Source organism: Streptomyces sp. NPDC107471 (genome assembly GCF_055582845.1).
In genome coordinates, this window is record NZ_JBVJPC010000003.1 from 668,365 (window position 1) to 688,528 (window position 20,164).

The window sequence follows — 20,164 nt, forward strand, 5'->3', positions numbered from 1 at the left end:
GAACTTCCAGTCCTTACTGAAACGAGGGTGAGATGACTTCCCTAGGGGGCGCGGGGAACTGCGCGACCAGCCACAGCCGGCCCGCACCCCGCAGACGACAGAACCAGGCAGACGCTTACGCCCCCCAACCAGCCTGTTCCCCACCAACCCGCGAGGCCACGATCTTCTCGGCCCACCCGGACCGCTTGTACGCAGCGATGGGGTTCGCATCGAGCCCCATCTCCTCGCGCACCTCCGCGAGCAGCGGCCGCACATCCGTGTTGTACGCGTCCATCAGCACCGCGTTCGCCTCCAGCACATCCCCCTCGCGCTGAGCCACCGCAAGAGCGTCCCGGTCCACCAGGAGCGCCTTGGCCGTCGCTTCCTGGACGTTCATGACGGACCGGATGATCGCCGGGATCTTCGCCTCGATGTTGTGGCACTGGTCGAGCATGAAGGCCACGTCGGCGGTGAACCCGCCCCCGCGCACCACCTCGTACATGATCCGGAAGAGCTGGAAGGGGTCGGCCGCGCCCACCATGAGGTCGTCGTCGGCGTAGAACCGCGAGTTGAAGTCGAACCCGCCGAGCTTCCCCTCCCGCAGCAGCGTGGCGACGATGAACTCGATGTTGGTGCCGGGCGCGTGGTGCCCGGTGTCGACGACGACCTGCGCCTTCGGCCCGAGCTTCAGGCAGTGCGCGTACGCCGTGCCCCAGTCCGGCACGTCGGTCGAGTAGAACGCCGGCTCGAAGAACTTGTACTCCAGCAGCATCCGCTGCCCGTCGCCCAGACGGTCGTACACCTCGGAGAGGCCTTCGGCCAGCCGGTCCTGGCGGCCCCGCAGATCGTCCTGGCCGGGGTAGTTCGTACCGTCGGCGAACCACAGCTTCAGGTCCTGGGAGCCGGTCGCGTCCATGATGTCGACGCACTCGAGCAGATGGTCCAGGGCCTTGCGGCGCACGGCGGCGTCCGGGTGGCAGATGCTGCCCAGCTTGTAGTCGTCGTCCTGGAAGGTGTTGGAGTTGACGGCGCCCAGTTGCACGCCGCGCTCCTCGGCGAACTTCGCCAGCGCGGCGTAGTCCTCGACCTTGTCCCACGGGATGTGCAGGGCGACGGTCGGGGCCACCCCGGTGAACGCGTGCACCTGCGCCGCGTCCTCCAGCTTCTCCTGCGGGGTACGCGGTACGCCCTGCTGGGCGAACACCTTGAAGCGGGTTCCCGAGTTCCCGTACGCCCACGACGGCGTCTCGACGGCCTGGGTCTTGAGAGCGGCCTTCACCGCGGCGAGCTCGGTCACTTGAGGGCTCCTGTGACGTCGGGTCTTGAGGGCTTTCGAACAGCTTCACTGTGAAACGATTCAAGACGGGAAAGTATGGGGACCTCGCAGGAGTGTCAACCCCTGCGGCCAAGGCTGTTGCCCGTGACCCCTCTGTGACCTGAGTTCATCGAAAGTTTTTCGACACGAACCCATTGACGTGACATGCGCTCCATGCCTAACGTCCCGGCAACCAAGTTGAAACCTTTCACGACGCCGTGAGGGCCGTCCCGCCGGCGTCGTCGAGGAGCCCCCAATGACCCACCCGTCCACCACGGGTCCGGCCCCGGTTCTCGCGCTCAGGGACATCTCGAAGTCCTTCGGCGCGGTTCGCGCCCTGCGGGACGTCTCCCTGGAGCTGTTTCCCGGGGAGGTACACGCCCTCGCCGGCGAGAACGGCGCGGGCAAGTCGACCCTCATCAAGACCCTCGCGGGAGTGCACCGGCCGGACACCGGCCAGGTACTGCTCGACGGTCAGCCGGTCGTCTTCCACGGCCCCGGTGACGCCCGCGACGCCGGTATCGCCGTCATCTACCAGGAGCCCACGCTCTTCCCCGACCTGTCGATCGCCGAGAACATCTTCATGGGCCGCCAGCCGCGGCGCGCCCTCGGCCGGATCGACCACAAGGCCACCCACGCCGCGACCCTGGCGCTGATGCAGCGCCTCGGGGTCGAGCTCGACCCTGACCGTCCGGCGCGCGGCCTGTCCATCGCCGACCAGCAGATCGTCGAGATCGCCAAGGCGCTGTCCTTCGAGGCCCGCGTCCTGATCATGGACGAGCCCACGGCGGCCCTGACCGGCAGCGAGGTGGCCCGCCTCTTCGGCGTCGTCAAGGCGCTGCGGGAGCAGGGCGCCGCGGTGCTGTTCATCTCGCACCGCCTGGAGGAGATCTTCCAGATCTGCCAGACGGTCACCACCCTGCGCGACGGCGCCTGGATCTCCAGCGAGCCGATCGACGGCATGACCGAGGACGACCTGGTCCGCCGCATGGTCGGCCGGGACCTCGAAGAGCTCTACCCCAAGCAGGACGTACGCCCCGGCGAGGTCGCGCTCACGGTGCGTCGGCTGACCCGGGAGGGTGTTTTCACCGACGTCTCGTTCGAGGTCAGGCAGGGCGAGATCGTCGGCCTCGCGGGCCTCGTCGGAGCGGGCCGCACGGAAGTCGCGCGAGCGGTGTTCGGCATCGACCGCTGGGACGCCGGAGAGGTCTCGGTGGGCGGGAAGGCGCTGGTCAACGGTGCGCCCTCCACGGCGATGGCCGCGGGTCTCGCGCTGGTCCCCGAGGACCGGCGCGCCCAGGGCCTCGTGATGGACATGTCCATCGAGCGCAACATCGGCCTCACCGGACTGCGGACGACCGTCAAGGCCGGTCTGATGGACCGCGGCGCCGAACGCAGCCGCTCCCTCGACTGGGCCGTCAAGCTCCAGGTGAAGTACGCCCGGATCGCCGACACCGTCAACACGCTGTCCGGCGGCAACCAGCAGAAGGTCGTCCTCGCCAAGTGGCTGGCCACCGGCCCCAAGGTGCTCATCGTCGACGAGCCGACCCGCGGCATCGACGTCGGCACCAAGGCCGAGGTGCACCGGCTGCTGAGCGAACTGGCCGCCGACGGGGTGGCCATCCTGATGATCTCCTCCGACCTGCCCGAGATCCTCGGCATGGCCGACCGCGTGCTCGTGATGCACGAGGGCCGCCTCACCGCAGAGATCCCGCGCTCCGACGCCACCGAGGAAACCGTGATGGCCGCAGCCACCGGGAGGGCCGCCGCATGACGGTGACGACTCCCAACCAGGCCCCCGTGACCGACGTACCCAAGTCCAGCGGCACCCGCCTGGTCGACCGCGTCTTCAAGATGCGCGAGCTGGCCATCCTGGTCGTCTTCCTGGTGATGATCGTGGTCACCCAGATCGGGAACAGCGACTTCCTCACCGAGCAGGGCATCAAGGACCTGCTGCTGAACGCCACGATCCTGGTGCTCGTCGCCACCGGACAGTCGCTGGTCGTCATCACGAGGAACGTCGACCTCTCGGTCGGCTCCACCCTCGGAATCAGCGCCTTCGCCGCCGGCACCTACCTGCACGGCGGCGGCAACCCCGTCGTGGCGATCGTGCTCGCGATCCTGCTCGGCGTCGGCTTCGGCCTCCTCAACGGCCTGCTCGTCAGCCTCGGTCAGGTGCCCGCGCTCGTGGTGACCCTCGGCACGCTCTACATCATCCGGGGCATCGACTCCATCTGGGTCGGCTCCCGCCAGATCACCGCGGCCGACCTCCCGGACAGCTTCGTCGACTTCGGCTCCGGAGGAATCTCCGCGGTGCCGTGGCTGGCCCTGATCGCGCTGGCGGTCCTCGTCGCCACCGCCTACTACCTCAAGCACTTCGGCAGCGGACGCGAGCTGTACGCGCTCGGCTCCAACCCCGAGGCCGCACGGCTCGCGGGCATCCCGGTGCGCAAGCGGATCCTGGCCGCGTACACGTTCTGCGGCGGCCTCGCGGGCCTCGCCGGCGCGATGTACCTGGCCCGGTTCGGCAACGTCGACTCCGGGACCGGCAACGGCTACGAACTGACCGTCGTCAGCGCGGTCGTGGTCGGCGGCGTGGTCTTCACCGGCGGTTCCGGCAGCGTCTACGGCGCCGCCCTCGGCGCCCTGCTGCTGACCTCCATCAACAGCGTGCTGCCCGCCCTCGGCGTCAGCTCGGTCTGGGTGCTCGCCATCAACGGCATCCTGCTCATCCTCGCCATCGCGGTCGACCGGGTCGTCGCGCTCCGCGTGGCCTCCGCCCTGAAGAAGAGGAACGCCCGCCATGCCTGAGTCCCTCAGCCGCGCGATCCGCTGGGACACGGTCGTCGGCACGCTCCTGATCGTCGTCCTGCTGCTCTCCTTCGGCACCGTCGACGGCTTCGGCAACGCGCTGAACCTGTCGTTCCTGATCGGCAACACCCTGCCGATCGCGCTGATCGCCCTGCCCATGACCATGCTCGTGGTGTCCGGCGAGATCGACCTCTCGGTCGCCTCCACGGCCGGCCTGTCCGGCGCGGTGATGGGCGCCCTGTGGAACCAGGGCCTGACGATCGAGGTGATCATCCCGATCTGCCTGCTGCTCGGCGTGGTCTGCGGGCTGGTCAACGGCCTGCTCGTCACCCGGCTCGGCCTGCCCTCCCTCGCCGTCACCATCGGCACCCTCGCCGCCTACCGGGGCATCGCACAGATCGTGCTGGGCTCCGACGCGGTCACCGACTTCCCCACCCAGTACCTGGACTTCGCGGCGGGCCGGATCGGCGACACCTTCGTCCCGCAGGCCTTCCTGCCCTTCCTCGTCCTGCTCGGGATCGCCGTGGTCGTCCTGCACGCCACGCCGTTCGGACGGTCGGTGTTCGCGACCGGCGCCAGCGAGGAGGCGGCGCGGTTCGCCGGCATCCGGGTCAAGCGCCAGAAGCTCATCCTGTTCACGGTGACCGGCCTGATGGCCTCCCTCACCGGCATCTTCTGGGCGCTGCACTACGCCAGCGCCCGCTACGACAACGCCACGGGACTCGAACTCTCCGTCGTGGCGGCCGTGCTGCTGGGCGGCATCGACTTCGACGGCGGCAAGGGCACGCTCGGCGGCGCGATCGCGGGAGTCTTCCTCCTCGGCGCGCTCCAGAACGTGATGAGCCTCCAGGACGTCTCCGCCCAGTCGCAGATCGTCGTCACCGGCGTTCTGCTCGTCCTCTCCGTGCTCGGCCCGCGGGTCGCACGGCAGATCTCGGTTGCGAGGGCCGGCCGCCGAGCCGCCTCGACACCGGCGTCCAAGGCGCCCACCCCGGCCGGCTAGGCCCGGGCGCCCCAGGAAACCTCGTATCCGCTCACCCTCGTAAGGAAGATCCGTCATGCGCAAGTCATCCCTCCGCCGTACCTGCGCGGCGCTCGCCGCCGGCACCTCCCTCGCCCTCGCGCTCACCGCGTGCGGCGGCACCACGAAGAAGGACGTGCAGGACGAGGGCGCCTCGGCGGCCTCCACCGCCAAGGCCGACCCGAACGCGGCCACCAAGAAGGGCCTGACCGTCGGGTTCCTGCCCAAGCAGGTCAACAACCCGTACTTCACCTCCGCCGACAAGGGCGGCGAGGCGGCCCTGACGGAGCTGGGCTCGAAGTACAAGGAGGTCGGTCCGTCCAGCGCCACCGACACCGCCGGGCAGGTCTCCTACGTCAACACGCTCACCCAGCAGCAGGTGAACGCGATGGCCGTGTCCGCGCAGGACCCGGGCGCCCTGTGCACCGCCCTCAAGCAGGCCATGTCGAACGACATCAAGGTCGTCACCTACGACTCCGACACCAAGCCGGAGTGCCGCAACGCCTTCGTCTCGCAGGCCTCCGCCGAGGACCTCGGCCGCACCGAGGTGCAGTTGCTCGCCGAGCAGATCGGCTACAAGGGCGAGATCGCGATCCTGTCCGCCGCCCAGACGGCGACGAACCAGAACACCTGGATCGACTTCATGAAGGACGAGCTCAAGCAGGACAAGTACAAGAACATCAAGCTCGTCAAGGTCGCGTACGGCAACGACGACGCCCAGCAGTCCTTCCAGCAGACCCAGGGCCTGCTCCAGGAGTACCCGAACCTGAAGGGGATCATCTCCCCGACCACCGTCGGCATCAAGGCCGCCGCCCAGTACCTCTCCGGCTCCAAGTACAAGGGCAAGGTCAAGCTGACCGGCCTCGGCACCCCCAACGACATGCGCAAGTACGTCAAGAACGGCACCGTCGACGGGTTCGAGCTGTGGGACCCGTCGAAGCTCGGCGCGCTGGCCGCCCAGACCGCCGTCGCCCTGGTCTCCGGCCAGATCACCGGCAAGGAGGGCGAGACCTTCAAGGCCGGCGGCACCACGTACACCATCGGCAAGGACGGCGTGATCAACCTCGGCAAGCCGACCGTGTTCGACGCCGAGAACATCGACCAGTTCAACTTCTAGCAGCGGAGCGGTACTTCATGCAGCGCGTCTGTTTCCTTCTCAAGGTCCGCCAGGACAAGCTCGCCGAGTACCGCGAACGCCACGCCGCCGTGTGGCCGGAGATGCTGGAAGCACTCTCGGCCACCGGCTGGCACAACTACTCGCTCTTCCTGAGAGACGACGGCCTGCTCGTCGGCTACCTGGAGACCGAGGACTTCGAGGCCGCCAAGGCCGGTATGGAAGCCACCGAGGTCAACGCACGCTGGCAGGCCGAGATGGGCGCCTTCTTCGAGTCGCTGGACGGGGCCCGCCCGGACGAGGCGATGAAACCGCTCACCGAGGTGTTCCACCTCGCCTGACCCCTTCCCGCAAGGCCCCCTCAGGACCGCAGGAGCCGCTCCATGAGACGACGCACGCTGCTCGCAGGTGCCATCGTGTCCGCCATGTCCACCTCCGCGCTCACCGGCGGCACCGCCCGCGCCGCCGACCCCGGCCCGTCGGTCGCCCGCACCGGGACCACCACGCTCGACGGCCAGGCGGTCTTCTTCGTCTCCTACGACGGCCTGGTGAACAACAACTCGTTCCAGAAGAACGGCCTGCTGACCTACAAGGGCTACCAGTACGCCGTCTGGTACACCGCCGACAGGAACGCCGTCGTCGGCCGTCGCGTCCTCGGCGGGAGCACCTGGTCCACCGTCCAGGTCGGCCACACCCTCAAGGCGAGCGACTCCCACAACGTCATCTCCATGGGCGTCTCCAAGGTGGACGGCCGCCTCCACCTCAACATGGACTCGCACAGCGACGGCTTCACCTACGTCAAGTCGGTCGCGGGCCTCATGGACAACCCCTCCGGGCTGAGCTGGACCGCCGCCCGATTCGGTGCACCCCAGTCGACCCTGGACGGACTCGCCCTGACCTCGCAGTTCACCTACCCGCAGTTCGTCTCCACCCCGGACGGCAAGCTCCAGCTCAGCTACCGGGTGGGCATATCCGGCAACGGCCGCAACGCCCTGGCGGAGTACGGCGGTTCGGCCTGGACCGACCTCGGGGAGTGGTCCAGCTCCACCGGCACCTACACGAGCGAGCACGGCTCCTCCACGGCCCGCAACATGTACCTGCACGGCATCGACTACGACCGGAACGGCCGGCTGCACTCGTTCTTCACCTGGCGCGAGCAGAACGGCGCCGTGATGTGCAGCAGCGGCGGGATCACCAACCACGACACCGGCTACGTCTACTCCGACGACCGCGGCCGCACCTGGCGCAACAACGCCGGCACCGTCGTCGGCGCCACCGGCGGCTCCGACAAGGTCGCCGTCACCGACGCCGGCCTGGTGATCGACGCGCTGAACCCGGACCACTCCCTGATGAACCAGGAGAGCCAGTTCACGGACTCGGCCGGTCTGCCGCACGCGATCATCAGCTACGTCCCCGGCCGCTTCGGCCAGTGCACCACGAACTACGTCTCCGACCGCACCGCGGGCGGCCGCGCCTTCCATGTCCGCAAGAACTCCGCGGGCACCTGGCAGAAGACCGAGATCCCCGTCGTGCTCGGCTCCAGCCAGCGCACCAAGCTGGTCCTGGACAGGTACGACAACGCCTACGCGGTCTTCCCGTTCGGCCGGATCGCCGCCGCCTCCAAGTCGTCCGGCCACGCCGACTGGAGGATCCTCTTCGACGGCAGCGGTCTCAACGCCTTCGGCGAGGTCGTCGTCGACGAGACGCGCATCGCCCAGGACAACGTGCTGTCGTTCATGTACCAGGAGAAGTCGAGCGGTACGACCCCCTCGGCGCTCCACGTCGTCGACTTCGCGTTGCCCGCCTGATCGTGACCGGTGTGGGGGCGGCTCGACGATAATGTGAAGGTCGTCCTGTCGCCCCTCGTCTCCCCTGGAGGTCCCTGCCCGATGGCCCAGTCGGTGGGTATCAAGGACGTCGCCCGCGCCGCCGGAGTCTCCGTCGGCACGGTCTCGAACGTCATCAATCGTCCGGACTCCGTCGCCACCGAGACCCGGGCGCGCGTCCTGTCCGCGATAGACCGGCTCGGCTATGTCCGCAGCGAGTCAGCGCGCCAACTGCGCGCGGGGCGCAGCCGGATCATGGGGCTGCTCGTCCTCGACATGGGCAACCCCTTCTTCGTCGACGTCGCGCGCGGCGCCGAGCGGGCCGCCCGCGAGGACGGCCTCGGTGTGATGGTCTGCAACAGCGCCCAGAGCGCGAGCGAGGAGGCGGAGTACCTGTCCCTCTTCGCCGAGCAGCGGGTGCGCGGTGTCCTGCTCACCCCGACCGACGCCTCCGGCCGCAACATCGACTCCTTCCGCCGCCACGGCATCCCCTTCGTCCTCGTGGACCGGGTCGCCGAGGGCACCACGGAGTGCTCGGTCTCCGTCGACGACGTCGCGGGCGGCGCGCTGGCCGTGCGCCATCTCGTGGACGCGGGGCACCGCTCCATCGCCTACGTCAGCGGGCCGCCCGGACTCAACCAGGTCCGCGACCGCCGCACCGGCGCCCTGAACGCGCTCGCCGAGGCGGGCCTGGGCCCCGAGAACCTGCGCGAGCTGCCCACCGAACGGCTCGACGTGGCCGCGGGCCGGGACGCCGGCGCCCGGCTGCTCGGGCTCGCGGACCGCCCGACCGCGGTGTTCTGCGCCAACGACCTGCTCGCCCTCGGCGTGCTGCAGGCCATGTACGCGGCGGGGGTCACGGTCCCCGACGACCTCGCCATCGTCGGCTACGACGACATCGAGTTCGCCGCCGCGGCGGCCGTCCCGCTCACCTCGGTCCGCCAGCCGGCCGTCACGATGGGCGCCCTGGCCGCCGAACTGCTCCTGGAGGAGACGGAGGCGGAGACCACCGGCAAGCGCCACGAGCACCGCCGGGTGGTGCTCCAGCCCGAACTGGTGGTGCGGCGCTCCAGCCTCGCGGCCCGCTGACCGGGGAGTCAGTAAGATTTCATGATCGAGGGGGTCCGACGACGGACGAACATGTGCTGAACTGGGACGCGCCCTGAAGAATCCGTCCGTCCCGGGAGCCCTGTTGACCGCGACCTACCGCCAGCCCGGCCTCGTCCTCACCGACCGCCGCTTCACCGTCCCCCTCGACCACGACGACCCGGCCGGGGAGACGATCGAGCTCTTCGCCCGCGAGGCCGTGGCGAGCGACAAGGCGGGCCAGAACCTGCCGTGGCTGGTCTACCTCCAGGGCGGCCCCGGCTTCGGGGCGAACCGTTTCATCGGCAAGGGGGCCTGGTTCGGCCGGGCCCTGAAGGAGTACCGCGTGCTCCTGCTCGACCAGCGCGGCACCGGCCACTCCAGCCCCGCCAACCGGCAGACCCTGCCCCTGCGCGGTGACGCCGCCGCCCAGGCCGACTACCTCACCCGCTTCCGCGGCGACTCCATCGTCCGCGACTGCGAGGCGATCCGCGCCGAGGTCACCGGCGGCGCCCCCTGGACCGTCCTCGGCCAGAGCTTCGGCGGCTTCTGCGCCACGAGCTACCTCTCCCTCGCCCCCGAGGGCCTCGCCGCCGCCCTCGTCACCGGCGGCCTGCCCTCCCTCGACGCCCACGCCGACGACGTGTACCGGGCCGCCTACCCGCGCGTGGAGCGCAAGGTGACCGCGCACTACGCCCGCTATCCGCAGGACGTCGAGCGGGCCCGCCGGGTCGCCGACCACCTCCTCACCCACGACGTGACCCTGCCGAACGGCTACCGGCTGACCGTCGAGGCCTTCCAGTCGCTCGGCATCCTGCTCGGTGGCAGCGAGGGCAGTCACCGGCTGCACTACCTCCTGGAGCACGCCTTCGTCCGCACCCCGCGCGGCTCCGAGCTGTCCGACGCGTTCCAGGAAGAGGTCCAGGGCCTCCTCTCGTACGCGTCCCACCCGCTGTACGCCCTTATCCACGAGGCCATCTACGGCCAGGACGAGCGGCCCACCGCCTGGGCGGCCGAACGGGTGCGCGCCGAGTTCCCGCAGTTCGACGCGGCCAAGGCCCTCGCCGGGGACGAGCCGCTGCTGTTCACGGGCGAGACCATCCACCCGTGGCTGTTCGACTGCGACCCGGCCCTGCGGCCGCTGCGCGAGACGGCCGAGCTCCTCGCCGCCCGCACCGACTGGCAGCCCCTCTACGACCCGGCCCGCCTCGCCGTCAACGAGGTCCCGGTCGCCGCCGCCGTCTACCACGACGACATGTACGTCGACACGGCCCACTCCCTGGAGACCGCCCGCGCGATCCGCGGACTGCGCACCTGGGTGACGGACGAGTTCGAGCACGACGGCGTGCGCGCGGGCGGGCCCCGCGTCCTGGACCGGCTGCTCGCCCTGGCCCGCGACGAGGTCTGACACCACGGACCCGGGCGGCGGCCCCCGGGTGACGACGTGCCCCGCTCTCGATTCCGTCATAAGGTTCATTTCGGCCAAGAGTCGACGCCGGAGTCGAGAGGACGTCAGTCGATGAGCACACCGTCACCCCACGGACGGTCCCGGATCGCCGCCCTCGCCGTGGCCCTGGCCGCCGCGAGCACGCTCACGCTGACGGCGTGCGGCAGCGACGACGACTCCGGCGGCACGTCGGTCTCCGCCGAACGGCCCACGGCCCCGGACACCGCCTCCTTCTCCGGCAGCGCGGCCTCCGCGCTGGCGTCCGCCGAGGCCTCGGTGCGGGCGAAGGCCTCCGAGCGGGCCGCGTCCGCGTCGGCGGCCGCCTCCTCCTTCGAGGCCTCCGTCTCCGCCGAGACGGAACGCGCCAACCTGGCCGCCCGCGCCGAGCTCGCCAAGGTCGACGGGCGGGGCAACGCCCTGTCCGAGGTCACCATGACCGGCAAGCCGCGCCCCGAGACCGGCGGCCTGCTCGCCGTCGTCGTCACCATCACCAACAAGTCCGGCGCGACCGCGTCGTACGCCGTGCAGGTCGACTTCCTCGACTCCGACGGCAAGGTGGTGGAGACCCGGTACGTCGGCGCCGAGGACCTGAAGCCGGGGGAGAAGGCGCAGCCCCTCGCCGTCAGCCGCAAGCCCGCCGAGCCGGTGCTCACGCCCAAGCTGGCGAAGGCGCAGCGTTATTGACCTGCGCCGGGCATCATGTGATCGTCTCGCTTTCACGGACGACACGGGGGCGGCGTGAACGGATCGGAACTGCTCGCGGAGCGCTTCCAGGAGCAGCGTGGGCGCCTCAGGGCGGTGGCCTACCGCATGCTCGGTTCGCTGGGCGAGGCCGAGGAGGCGGTCGAGGAGTCCCGGCGCAGGCTGAGCCGCAGCGACCCCGGCGGGATCCCCGACGCGACCGACCGGCTGGTCGCCCTCGTGGGCCGGGTCTGCCTCGACCGGCTGCGCACCCGCGCCGCACCCCGCGCGGGCGTCTTCGTCCCGGACCCCGTGATCGCGCCCCTGGCCCCGGCCGACCCGGAACAGGAAGCCCTGTACGCCGAGGCGACCGGCCTCGCGCTGCTGGTGGCGCTGGAGGAACTGGAGCCCGCCGAACGCCTCCTGCTCGTCCTGCACGACATGTTCGCCGTGCCCCTCGACGACCTCGCGCCGATCGTGGAACGCACTCCGGCCGCGGCCCGGCAGCTCGTCGGACGGGCCCGGCGCCTGGTGCGGGCGGCCGTGCCAGTGGCGGAGACCGACCTGGGCCGGCAGCGAGAGGCGGTCGAGGCGTTCCTGGCGGCCGCCAAGGCGGCGGACCGGGACGCCGTGGTCGCCGTGCTCCATCCCGACGTGGTGCTGCGCACCGACTCCGGGACACCGGCCGCCCCGGTACACGGTGCCCGGGCGGTGGCCGAACAGGCCCTGAAGTTCCGGCAGTTCGCCGACTGCGCCCGCCTCGCGCTGGTCAACGGCGAGGTCGGGATCGTCAACCTGCCCGAGGGCAGCCCCCTCGCGGTCGCGGGCGTCACCGTCTCCGCGGGACGGATCGTCGCCGTGCACGTCCTGGCCGACCCCGACCGGCTCGCCCTGCTCGCCCTGCCGGGCGCCACCCCCTGACCCGGGGGCCCCGGCCGGTGCGCCGACCGGTGAGTTCCTGTCAGGCTCGTCGGCCGGCCGGGCCGTTAGGCTGGTCGGCGATGCAAGAACAAATGATCGACCTGCGCGGCGACTGCGAGCGGTGCTTCGGCCTGTGCTGTGTCGCCCTCCCCTTCGCCGCCTCCGCCGACTTCGCCCGTGACAAGCCGGCCGGCAAGCCCTGCCCGAACCTCCGGGACGACCACCGGTGCGGCATCCACGCCAGGCTGCGCACCGAGGGCTACACCGGATGCACGGTCTACGACTGCTTCGGCGCCGGGCAGAAGGTCTCCCAGGTCACCTTCGGCGGCCGGGACTGGCGCACCGGCCCGCCCGCGGACGCCCGCCGGATGTTCGAGGTCTTCCCCGTGGTGCGCCAGCTCCACGAACTGCTCTGGTACCTCGAGGAAGCCCTCACCCTGCCCGCCGCCCGCCCCGTCCACGCCGATCTGCGCCGCATGCTGGAGCGGACCGAGGCGCTCACCCGTCGCAGCGCCGAGGAGCTCACCGCACTGGACGTCCCCGCGCACCGCCAGGAGGTCAACGTCCTGCTGCTGCGGACCAGCGACCTGGTGCGGGCCGGCGTCGGCGGCAAGAAGAAGAACCGCCGGGGCGCCGACCTGATGGGTGCCCGTCTCAAGGGCGCCGACCTGCGCGGAGCCAGTCTGCGCGGCGCCTACCTCATCGCGGCCGACCTCACCGGCGCCGATCTGCGCGGCGCGGATCTGATCGGCGCGGACCTGCGGGACGCCGACCTGACCGACGCGGACCTGACCGGGGCGTTCTTCCTCACCCAGCCGCAGCTCAACGCGGCCCGGGGCAGCGCAGGCACCCGGCTGACGGGGTCAGTCACCCGCCCGGTGCACTGGACAGCGTGACTCCGCGGCCGGGGCCTCGCCGGGAACCGGCACGGGGACGGCCTGGGTGCCGGTGACCGTGCGCCGGTCCAGGTGCAGCCGCAGCCCCTCCGGCATCAGCGTCAGCCGCTCGGTGACGCTGAGCCGGTAGCCGGGGTCGGCCCGCAGCTCGTAGCGGCGCAGCAGCAGACCGAGCACCAGCGTGGCCTCGTGCAGCGCGAACTGGCGCCCGATGCAGGCCCGCGCCCCCGTGCCGAACGGCTTGAAGACGTGCGGGGGCCGCGCGCGTACGGCCTTGGGGTCGAAGCGGTCGGGATCGAACCGTTCGGCGTCGGCGCCCCACACCTCGGGGTCGCGCTGGAGCATCGGCGTGAGCACCAGAGTCCACGCCCCGCGCCGCATCGGGTGCTGCCCGGCCAGCACGGTGTCCTCGACGGCCTCCCGGGCGAACGCGGGCGCCGTCGGCCACAGCCGCAGCGACTCGTCCAGCACCCGGCGCACGTACCGCAGCTTGGCCACCTGGTCGTAGTCCGGCGTCCCGGTGGAGCCCCAGACGCGGTCCACCTCGGCACGCGCGCGTGCGGCGACCTCGGGGTGGCGGGAGAGGTAGTGCAGGGCGAAGGACAGCGCGCCCGAGGTGGTCTCGTGGCCGGCCACCAGGAAGGTGATGACCTGCCGACGGACGTTCTCCGGCGACAGCCGCTCACCGGTCTCGGGGTGCACCGTCTCCAGCATCCGGTCCAGCAGGTCACCGTCCCCGCCCGTCTCGCGCCGGGCCCGGACCAGGTCGTCGACCATGCGGTTGAGATAGGCGATGTCCTCCGCGTTGCGGCGCGCGGCACGCCGCAGCAGAGCGGGGAAAGGCACGGAGTTGAGCCGCTGGGCGTAGGTCAGGGTGCCCACCATCGCGGTCACGAAGGGGTGCGGCCGGTCCCTCTCGAAGGAGCCGAAGTCGTGCCCGAACCCGGTGCGGGCGATGGTCTCCAGGGTCAGTTTCGTCATGTCCCCGGGGACGTCCACCGACCGGCCCGCCGCCTGTTCGCGGTCCCAGTGGTCCGTCAGCCGCCCGGCCACGGCCAGCATCATCGGGTGGTAGGCCGCCATCGCCTCCCGGCTGAAGCCGGGTGCCAGCACGTCGTGCGCGAGCTGCCAGTTCGGCTCGTGGTTGTAGGCGGTGAACAGCCCGTCGCCGGCGACCGGCCGCAGATTGGCCACCCCGAGGCCCACGTGCTTGGCGAACCGCGACTCGTCCGCCAGGTCCGCCACCAGCTCGGCGCCCGACACGAAAACGAACTCCCGGTTGAACGCCCGGCGCCGGTGGATGGGCCCCAACCGGCGGGCGAAGCGCACCGAGTCCTGGAGCGGGGTGGCCCGGTCGACGCCCAGCACGTCACCTAGCAGGGGGACGCGACGCGGGGGATGCGGGATGCGGTGCAGTTCGGGCCAGCCCAGCTCGGCGCTGCGGAATCCCGTCGGCCGCGTGGCCGTCGTCGTCTCCGCCATGACGAGATCTCCCTTGGTCCAGCGGCAGTTGAGCGCGTTGTACGTGGGTTCAATAACGCGGTTCAGTCTGGTCCCGTTGTTGAACCGGCGTCAAGTAAAGTGCGGGCATGGCCGGGAAGCAGGGCGAGCGCACGCGCCGCAGGCTCAGCACCGGGGAGCGCCGGGAGCAGCTCCTGTCGGTGGGGGCGAGGCTGTTCTCGGAGAGCCCGTACGACGACGTGTGGATCGAGCAGGTCGCCGAGATCGCCGGTGTCTCGCGGGGGCTGCTGTACCACTACTTCCCGACGAAGCGGGACTTCTTCGCGGCGGTCGTCGAGCGCGAGAGCGAGCGGATGCTGGCCATGACCGCGGCCGTGCCCGGCATCCCCGTGCGCGAACAGCTCACGGCGGGGCTGGACACGTATCTGGAGTACGTCCACGCGCACGCCCACGGCTTCCGCGCCTTCCACCGTGCCGACGCCGCCGGGGACCAGGCCGTGCGCCGGGTCTACCAGCGGGCGCTGGCCGCGCAGGAGCGGCAGATCCTGGCGGCGCTGGCCGCCGACCCCGAGTTCGGCCCGGCGGCCCAGGAGCGCCCCGACCTCCGACTGGCCGTGCGCGGCTGGCTGGCCTTCACCACGGCCGTGTGCCTGGAGTGGCTGCGCGGTGCGGCCCTCTCGCGTGCGCAGGTGCGCGATCTGTGCGCGCGGGCCCTGCTCGGCGTCCTCCAGCCCTGACCGGAATTCGCACGTCCGTCACACCCTCCTGGTTGGCTTCGTCACCGATCTTCGCTAAGTTAGGCAAGCCTTACCTTAGGAGGAACTGGATGGGTGACAGCCACACCTGGACGGCCGCGCCTTCCGCGGCGGAGCACGCCCGGTCGGTGCTCGCCGCCTCGTGGTCCTGCGCGGTGACCGCCGAGGGTGGCCGCGAGGAGTTCGTCGGCGCGCACAGCGTCACCGACGACGGACGGGTGACGCTGTCCGTGCCCGAGGACAGCACCCTGCTCACCGCAGCGATCTGCGCGCCCAGCGGCGAACCGTCCGCCGTCCTGGAGTTCGCCGACGTGGCTCCCGTCCCCGTGCGCAGCCGTATCCGGGCCCGGCTGTGGATCGCCGGCTGGTTCGTCCCCGGCGACGGCCGACTGGAGTTCGAGGCCACGCGAGTGGTGCTGCGCCCGCCGTCCGGCGCGGTGGTCGTCGACCTCGACGAGTTCGCCGCCGCGGCGCCCGACCCGCTCGCCACGGCCGAGGCCGGACTGCTCACCCACCTCGCCGACTGTCACCCCGACGCGGTCGAGCGGCTCACACGGCTCGTGGACCCCGACAGCCTGCACGGCGCGGTCCGGGTCCAGCCCCTCGCCGTCGACCGGCACGGACTGACCCTGCGCATCGAGCGCGCCCGCGCCCACGGCGACGTACGCCTGCCCTTCCACGCGCCCGCGGACGACGTGGCGGGGCTGACCGAGCGCATGCACGTGCTGTTGACCCAGGCGAGCGCGGCCTCCTGCCCGCGGGCCCTACAGCGGCAGCGCACAGACGGCGACGGGTGAGGCGAACGGCGTGCCCGCGAGCTTCAGGTCACCATTGGCCGTGTTCACGCGGAACACGCTGACGGTGCCGGACCTCTGGTTGGCGGCGAAGAGCAGGCGGCCGTCCGGGGAGAAGGCGATCTGCCGCGGGAAGTCGCCGTGCACCGGCACGGTGTCGAGCAGCCGCAGCCGGGCGCCGTCCGCCTCCACCGCGTACCGCGTGAGGCTGTTGTGGCCCCGGTTGGCGAGATAGGCGTACGAGCCGTTGGCGGTGACCAGGAACTGCGCCGGGTAGTTGGTGCCCGACCCCGTCCCCGTGGACTGCGGCGCCCCGACGGACAGCCGGCCGGAGCCGCGGTCCCAGGCGCAGACCGCCACCGTGTTGTCGGCCTCGTTGGCCAGGTAGGCGTACCGGCCGCCGGGGTGGAAGGTGAGGTGGCGCGGCCCGGCACCCGCCCGGGTGTGGGCCCGGGAGACCTCGGTGAGGGCACCGGTCCGTTCGTTCAGGCGGTAGCTGTAGACGGTGTCCGTGCCCAGGTCGACGGCGAGCACATGGCCGCCGTCGGGAGCCGTGACGAACTGGTGCGCGTGCGGACCCTCCTGGCCGGGCCCGGGGGCCGGACTGGAATGCGTGACCAAGTCCCTGAGCTCGCCGAGCGCTCCCGAGGAGTCGATCGGATGCACGGCCACGCTGCCGGAGCCGTAGTTGGCGCTGAGCAGCCAGCGCCCGCCCGGATGCACCGACAGATGACACGGCGCCGCCCCGCCGGTGCTCCGGCTCCCCAGGACCTTGCGGTCGGACAGGCGTACGGCGGTCACGGCGCCGGCGTCCTGCTCGGCCACCGCGTACAGGGTGCGGCCGTCGGGGTGCGACGCGAGGTACGACGGGTTGGTGACGCCGGTGATCGTGCCGGTGCCGGTGATCCGGCCGGTCCCGGCGTCGTAGGCGGCCACGCCGATGCCGGTGCCGCCGCCCTCCTCGGTGGTGTAGGTGCCCAGGTAGAGGGGGCGCGGCCGCTTCCGGGCCGGTGCGGACGAAGTCCCCGCCGGACTCGGCGAGGCGGCCCCGGGGGAGCCCGCGGCCCGCGAGGGCGCCGAGCCCGACGCCGGCCCTGACGGCGTGGCGGCCGACGACGGTCCCGACGACGTCGAGCAGCCGACGAGCCCCGCGCCCGCTCCCGCGAGAGCGCCGACGAACCGACGCCTGTTCCAGCCGCCGTTCGCACTGCTCATCCCTGTGCACCCCGGGTGATCGACCGTCTCGGACCTGGACAGCCACCTTCACCCGGACCGGCGGGCCGGTGCAACCCGAGCCCCGCCACCCGCTACCAGTCGCCGTCCTGGACCGGCTTGCCCGGCGCGTCCCCCAGCGGCTCGACCTGCTGCGGCGCGGGCGGTTGCCAGGGCTCGTGGTCGTCCCCGAGCCAGTCGCCCACCGGCCGCACGCCCTCCAGCGTGTCCGTCGGGGCGAGATCCTCCGCGTCCTGGTCGTAGTAGTCGAACCAGGGCAGCCCCGCCCGGGTGTAGGCCGCGCGGTCCACGGGCGACGGCGGGGGAGCCTCGCCGGTTATGCGGCGCCACTCGGGCGGTGTCACCAGGTGCACGAAGACCCGCCCAGCCGGGGTGTCCGCCCAGTCCGACAGCGGCCGCTCGTCCCGGTAGACCTCCTGGCGCATGGAACCGCCGACGCCCAGACCCATCGCGGGGGCGCCGCGGGGCGCGGCCGCCGGAGCGGGCGGCGCGGCCATCGCCATGGGCACGGCCGCCCCGTAGGCCATGGCCGGCCCGCTCGCCGAGCGCAGCCGCTCCTGCGCCTGCCGCCACTGCGCCAGCCGCTCCTCGACCAGCGGGAAGGCCTGGAGCTGCACGCCGCCCCAGACCTCCTCGCCGGTGACCTGTCCCTCGACGGTGGCGCCCAGCCCGAGCGGCACCGCGACGAACTGGCGGACCGTCCCCTTGCCGGAGTTGATGCCGTCCAGCCACGGCTGGCGGGGCAGCACCACGTAGTTCTGCGGGTCACGGGTGAGCCGGTCGCTCCACGGCTTCCCGGAGACCGCGCACACCTTGCCCACCCCGACCTGCAGGGCGGCCGGCTCGGTGGTGCCCCCGAAGCCCAGCCACATCGCCTCCCGCAGGTACACCGGGAGCATGACCCCGCCCCGGGCCCGCCACTGCTCCGGCACGGTGTCCGGGTAGTCGGAGACGCGGCGCACCGGGAACTCGCCGAGCCCCGGCGGCAGCGGATGCGTGCCCGTCTCCGGCAGCCGCAGGGTGCGGATGAACCGCACCGCGGCACAGCCCGGCAGCCGCAGTGTGTTCCCGTCGATCCGCACGCTCGTGTCGGTCATCGCTCCGCCCCCTGGGGTGGTCCCGTTGTGCCTGTGTCACCTGGAACGACGGGAGAGTGCCCTGCGGTTCCGGCGCCAGCGTTCCTGCGCGCGGGTCAGGTGCGGCATCCGTTCGCGCTGCTCGCGGGAGGCCCGGTCCAGCTCCTCCAGCAGACGGCGGGAGCGGTGCTCGGTGTCCAGCTCGTCGAGGATGCGGTTGACCTCGGTGAGCACCGCCCCGTGCAGTTGCCACTGCCGGGAGTCCCGCTGGATCTCCTCCAGCAGCAGTTGGGCCAGCTTGTCGCGGGTCGCCGAGGCCTGCCGCAGCTCGGCGGTGAGCCGGGCCTCCGCGGACTCGGCGCTCACGCTGACGTGGGTGGTGACCAGCACCGCGAAGCTGACCACGGCGTCACCGATCTCGGACAGCAACTGCTCCACGGTCCGCCCGGTCTCCGGCCCGAACAGCGGGTCGGGCACCTGCTCCTCGTCGCTCCCGTACGGCTCGTCGGCGAAGGGGTCGCGTTCCTTGGCGAGGTCGGTGAGGGTGCGCGCGAGGACCCGCAGCACGACCGTGCAGATCTCCAGGGTGTCCAGGCCGGTGCGCAGCACCACCCGGTGCAGCAGGCCCTCCTTCACCCTGGGGTTCAGCTTGAGGCTGTCCTCGGCCTGCTTGAGGGCCGCGTCCACCTCCACGATGTCGTGGTCGAGCTCGCGCGCCTCGTACAGCCGGGCCGTCGCCCGCTCCACGGGCGTACGGCCCGCGGCCTCCTCGCCCATCCGCAGCATCAGCTTCCGCACCCGGCGGGCCAGCCCCTCGATCGACTCGCCGGCCTCGTCCACCCACACCGGGGGAGCGAGCAGCAGATTGCAGGCGAGGCCGACGACCGCGCCGATCAGCGTCTCCACCACGCGCGCCCAGGCGGTGTCCCCGACCGTCGTCACCCCGAGCACCAGCATCGCGCTGATCGCCACCTCGGGCACGAACTCCTCGACCCGCACCAGCCGTCCGACCACCAGTGAGGCCACGATCAGCAGGGCGAGGCTCCACCAGGTCAGACCCACCAGCAGACTGAAGGCGATGGCGACGAGGACGCCGGTCACCACCGAGTTCACCCGGCGGACGCCGGTGGTGAGCGTGGAGTAGAGGGTGACCTGGACGACGAGCAGCGCGGTCAGGGGAGCCGTGAGCGGCGCCGCCTCGGGGCTGAGCCGCAGCGCGATGACGTACGCGATCGTCGCCGCGACCGCCGACCGCAGCGTCTGCACGACCACGGGGTCCCGGCGCGCTTTCAGAAACTGCGTCAGGGGCGCCGTCCACTCGCGTACCTCTCGCATCCTCAGTGTGTTCCCCTTCCATACAGGCGACCGCCGCACTCCCGGTGGAATGCGAAGATCCACCGGTGTGCCCCATTGTGGGGCGCGGCCGGTTCACGGCAAGGACCCGCGGCAGTGACGGCGGACACCCCGCGCCACCTCGGAGAATCCCCGCGGCCGGCTCGGGGGGAGGTGTGGAGCGCTGAACCGGAAACGGCCCCTCGAACCATCCTGACCCCGCTCAACCCTCCTGGCGCGGTGGCGAGCCGGGCACCCGCTCACTCCGTCGTGACGGCCCTCGACCGGACCGCCTACCCACTGCGGACGGTCGAACCCGGCGGGGACCCCGGCGCCACCGATCATCCGGTCGGCCTGGAAGCGGCCCGGCGCCGACGACGCGGCGGGTGCCGACTACCTGCCTGCGGCTGGTCGCG

The 20,164-nt window shown here is 71.7% G+C and carries 18 protein-coding genes; 13 read left to right on the forward strand and 5 right to left on the reverse strand.

The window, feature by feature from the left end; translation table 11 throughout:
• Positions 1 to 115: 115 nt before the first annotated feature.
• On the reverse strand, positions 116 to 1,276 hold the full coding sequence (gene rhaI / locus ACZ66S_RS12535) for an L-rhamnose isomerase (RefSeq protein ID WP_469901471.1): 1,161 nt from the start codon (positions 1,274 to 1,276) through the stop codon (positions 116 to 118).
• 274 nt (positions 1,277 to 1,550) lie between these two features.
• Between rhaI and ACZ66S_RS12540 the strand changes: the two genes are divergently transcribed.
• The 11 genes from ACZ66S_RS12540 to ACZ66S_RS12590 all read left to right on the forward strand — a co-directional run bounded on the left by ACZ66S_RS12540 (position 1,551) and on the right by ACZ66S_RS12590 (position 13,097).
• Complete coding sequence (locus ACZ66S_RS12540; RefSeq protein WP_469901472.1) at positions 1,551 to 3,068, forward strand: sugar ABC transporter ATP-binding protein; 1,518 nt, start codon at positions 1,551 to 1,553, stop codon at positions 3,066 to 3,068.
• Positions 3,065 to 4,105 (forward strand): ABC transporter permease, encoded by a 1,041-nt coding sequence (locus ACZ66S_RS12545; RefSeq protein ID WP_469901473.1) that lies wholly within the window; start codon positions 3,065 to 3,067, stop codon positions 4,103 to 4,105. The genes ACZ66S_RS12540 and ACZ66S_RS12545 overlap by 4 nt, the downstream gene beginning before the upstream one ends.
• Positions 4,098 to 5,108 carry an ABC transporter permease gene (locus tag ACZ66S_RS12550; protein WP_469901474.1) on the forward strand — a complete coding sequence of 337 codons (1,011 nt, stop codon included), beginning with the start codon at positions 4,098 to 4,100 and terminating at the stop codon, positions 5,106 to 5,108. Before ACZ66S_RS12545 ends, ACZ66S_RS12550 begins: the two co-directional genes overlap by 8 nt.
• Before the next feature lie 55 nt (positions 5,109 to 5,163).
• Positions 5,164 to 6,243, forward strand: a complete 1,080-nt coding sequence (gene rhaS, locus ACZ66S_RS12555; protein WP_469901475.1) for a rhamnose ABC transporter substrate-binding protein — start codon at positions 5,164 to 5,166, stop codon at positions 6,241 to 6,243.
• Positions 6,244 to 6,260: 17 nt separating this feature from the next.
• Positions 6,261 to 6,581 (forward strand): L-rhamnose mutarotase, encoded by a 321-nt coding sequence (locus ACZ66S_RS12560; protein ID WP_469901476.1) that lies wholly within the window; start codon positions 6,261 to 6,263, stop codon positions 6,579 to 6,581.
• 42 nt (positions 6,582 to 6,623) lie between these two features.
• A complete protein-coding gene (locus tag ACZ66S_RS12565) occupies positions 6,624 to 8,048 on the forward strand; it encodes a BNR repeat-containing protein (protein ID WP_469901477.1) in 1,425 nt (474 codons plus the stop codon).
• 81 nt (positions 8,049 to 8,129) lie between these two features.
• Entirely contained in the window at positions 8,130 to 9,155 is a 1,026-nt protein-coding gene (locus ACZ66S_RS12570) for a LacI family DNA-binding transcriptional regulator (protein ID WP_469901478.1), read from the forward strand.
• 103 nt (positions 9,156 to 9,258) lie between these two features.
• A complete protein-coding gene (locus tag ACZ66S_RS12575; RefSeq protein WP_469901479.1) occupies positions 9,259 to 10,560 on the forward strand; it encodes an alpha/beta fold hydrolase in 1,302 nt (433 codons plus the stop codon).
• A gap of 111 nt (positions 10,561 to 10,671) precedes the next feature.
• Positions 10,672 to 11,283, forward strand: a complete 612-nt coding sequence (locus ACZ66S_RS12580) for an FxLYD domain-containing protein (protein ID WP_469901480.1) — start codon at positions 10,672 to 10,674, stop codon at positions 11,281 to 11,283.
• A gap of 54 nt (positions 11,284 to 11,337) precedes the next feature.
• Complete coding sequence (locus ACZ66S_RS12585) at positions 11,338 to 12,201, forward strand: sigma-70 family RNA polymerase sigma factor family protein (protein ID WP_469901481.1); 864 nt, start codon at positions 11,338 to 11,340, stop codon at positions 12,199 to 12,201.
• Positions 12,202 to 12,293: 92 nt separating this feature from the next.
• Positions 12,294 to 13,097, forward strand: coding sequence for a pentapeptide repeat-containing protein (locus ACZ66S_RS12590; RefSeq protein ID WP_469901735.1), 804 nt, complete (start codon positions 12,294 to 12,296; stop codon positions 13,095 to 13,097).
• On the opposite strand, the gene ACZ66S_RS12595 is transcribed toward ACZ66S_RS12590, so the two are convergent.
• Positions 13,065 to 14,579, reverse strand: coding sequence for a cytochrome P450 (locus tag ACZ66S_RS12595; protein ID WP_469901482.1), 1,515 nt, complete (start codon positions 14,577 to 14,579; stop codon positions 13,065 to 13,067). The two genes, ACZ66S_RS12590 and ACZ66S_RS12595, sit on opposite strands and share 33 nt — an antisense overlap.
• Positions 14,580 to 14,686: 107 nt before the next feature.
• Between ACZ66S_RS12595 and ACZ66S_RS12600 the strand changes: the two genes are divergently transcribed.
• The gene (locus tag ACZ66S_RS12600) at positions 14,687 to 15,295 is read left to right on the forward strand and encodes a TetR/AcrR family transcriptional regulator (protein ID WP_469901483.1); all 609 of its coding nucleotides are present in this window, start codon (positions 14,687 to 14,689) and stop codon (positions 15,293 to 15,295) included.
• Positions 15,296 to 15,384: 89 nt separating this feature from the next.
• Positions 15,385 to 16,110 (forward strand): DUF2470 domain-containing protein, encoded by a 726-nt coding sequence (locus ACZ66S_RS12605; protein WP_469901484.1) that lies wholly within the window; start codon positions 15,385 to 15,387, stop codon positions 16,108 to 16,110.
• Here ACZ66S_RS12605 and ACZ66S_RS12610 read toward each other — a convergent pair.
• The 3 genes from ACZ66S_RS12610 to ACZ66S_RS12620 form a co-directional block, all read right to left on the reverse strand.
• Positions 16,078 to 17,322, reverse strand: a complete 1,245-nt coding sequence (locus ACZ66S_RS12610) for a lactonase family protein (protein ID WP_469901485.1) — start codon at positions 17,320 to 17,322, stop codon at positions 16,078 to 16,080. The genes ACZ66S_RS12605 and ACZ66S_RS12610 overlap by 33 nt on opposite strands.
• 92 nt (positions 17,323 to 17,414) lie before the next feature.
• On the reverse strand, positions 17,415 to 18,437 hold the full coding sequence (locus ACZ66S_RS12615; protein ID WP_469901486.1) for a hypothetical protein: 1,023 nt from the start codon (positions 18,435 to 18,437) through the stop codon (positions 17,415 to 17,417).
• A 36-nt stretch (positions 18,438 to 18,473) separates the two neighbouring features.
• Positions 18,474 to 19,751, reverse strand: coding sequence for an FUSC family protein (locus tag ACZ66S_RS12620; protein ID WP_469901487.1), 1,278 nt, complete (start codon positions 19,749 to 19,751; stop codon positions 18,474 to 18,476).
• Positions 19,752 to 20,164 lie beyond the last annotated feature (413 nt).

Bases quoted from the DNA above. Each gene is read 5' to 3' on its own strand.
- ACZ66S_RS12540 (WP_469901472.1), top strand. From the start codon at position 1,551: ATGACCCACCCGTCCACCACGGGTCCGGCCCCGGTTCTCGCGCTCAGG.
- ACZ66S_RS12545 (WP_469901473.1), top strand. From the start codon at position 3,065: ATGACGGTGACGACTCCCAACCAGGCCCCCGTGACCGACGTACCCAAG.
- ACZ66S_RS12550 (WP_469901474.1), top strand. From the start codon at position 4,098: ATGCCTGAGTCCCTCAGCCGCGCGATCCGCTGGGACACGGTCGTCGGC.
- rhaS (WP_469901475.1), top strand. From the start codon at position 5,164: ATGCGCAAGTCATCCCTCCGCCGTACCTGCGCGGCGCTCGCCGCCGGC.
- ACZ66S_RS12560 (WP_469901476.1), top strand. From the start codon at position 6,261: ATGCAGCGCGTCTGTTTCCTTCTCAAGGTCCGCCAGGACAAGCTCGCC.
- ACZ66S_RS12565 (WP_469901477.1), top strand. From the start codon at position 6,624: ATGAGACGACGCACGCTGCTCGCAGGTGCCATCGTGTCCGCCATGTCC.
- ACZ66S_RS12570 (WP_469901478.1), top strand. From the start codon at position 8,130: ATGGCCCAGTCGGTGGGTATCAAGGACGTCGCCCGCGCCGCCGGAGTC.
- ACZ66S_RS12580 (WP_469901480.1), top strand. From the start codon at position 10,672: ATGAGCACACCGTCACCCCACGGACGGTCCCGGATCGCCGCCCTCGCC.
- ACZ66S_RS12590 (WP_469901735.1), top strand. From the start codon at position 12,294: ATGATCGACCTGCGCGGCGACTGCGAGCGGTGCTTCGGCCTGTGCTGT.
- ACZ66S_RS12595 (WP_469901482.1), bottom strand. From the start codon at position 14,579: ATGGCGGAGACGACGACGGCCACGCGGCCGACGGGATTCCGCAGCGCC.
- ACZ66S_RS12600 (WP_469901483.1), top strand. From the start codon at position 14,687: ATGGCCGGGAAGCAGGGCGAGCGCACGCGCCGCAGGCTCAGCACCGGG.
- ACZ66S_RS12605 (WP_469901484.1), top strand. From the start codon at position 15,385: ATGGGTGACAGCCACACCTGGACGGCCGCGCCTTCCGCGGCGGAGCAC.
- ACZ66S_RS12610 (WP_469901485.1), bottom strand. From the start codon at position 17,322: ATGAGCAGTGCGAACGGCGGCTGGAACAGGCGTCGGTTCGTCGGCGCT.
- ACZ66S_RS12615 (WP_469901486.1), bottom strand. From the start codon at position 18,437: ATGACCGACACGAGCGTGCGGATCGACGGGAACACACTGCGGCTGCCG.
- ACZ66S_RS12620 (WP_469901487.1), bottom strand. From the start codon at position 19,751: ATGCGAGAGGTACGCGAGTGGACGGCGCCCCTGACGCAGTTTCTGAAA.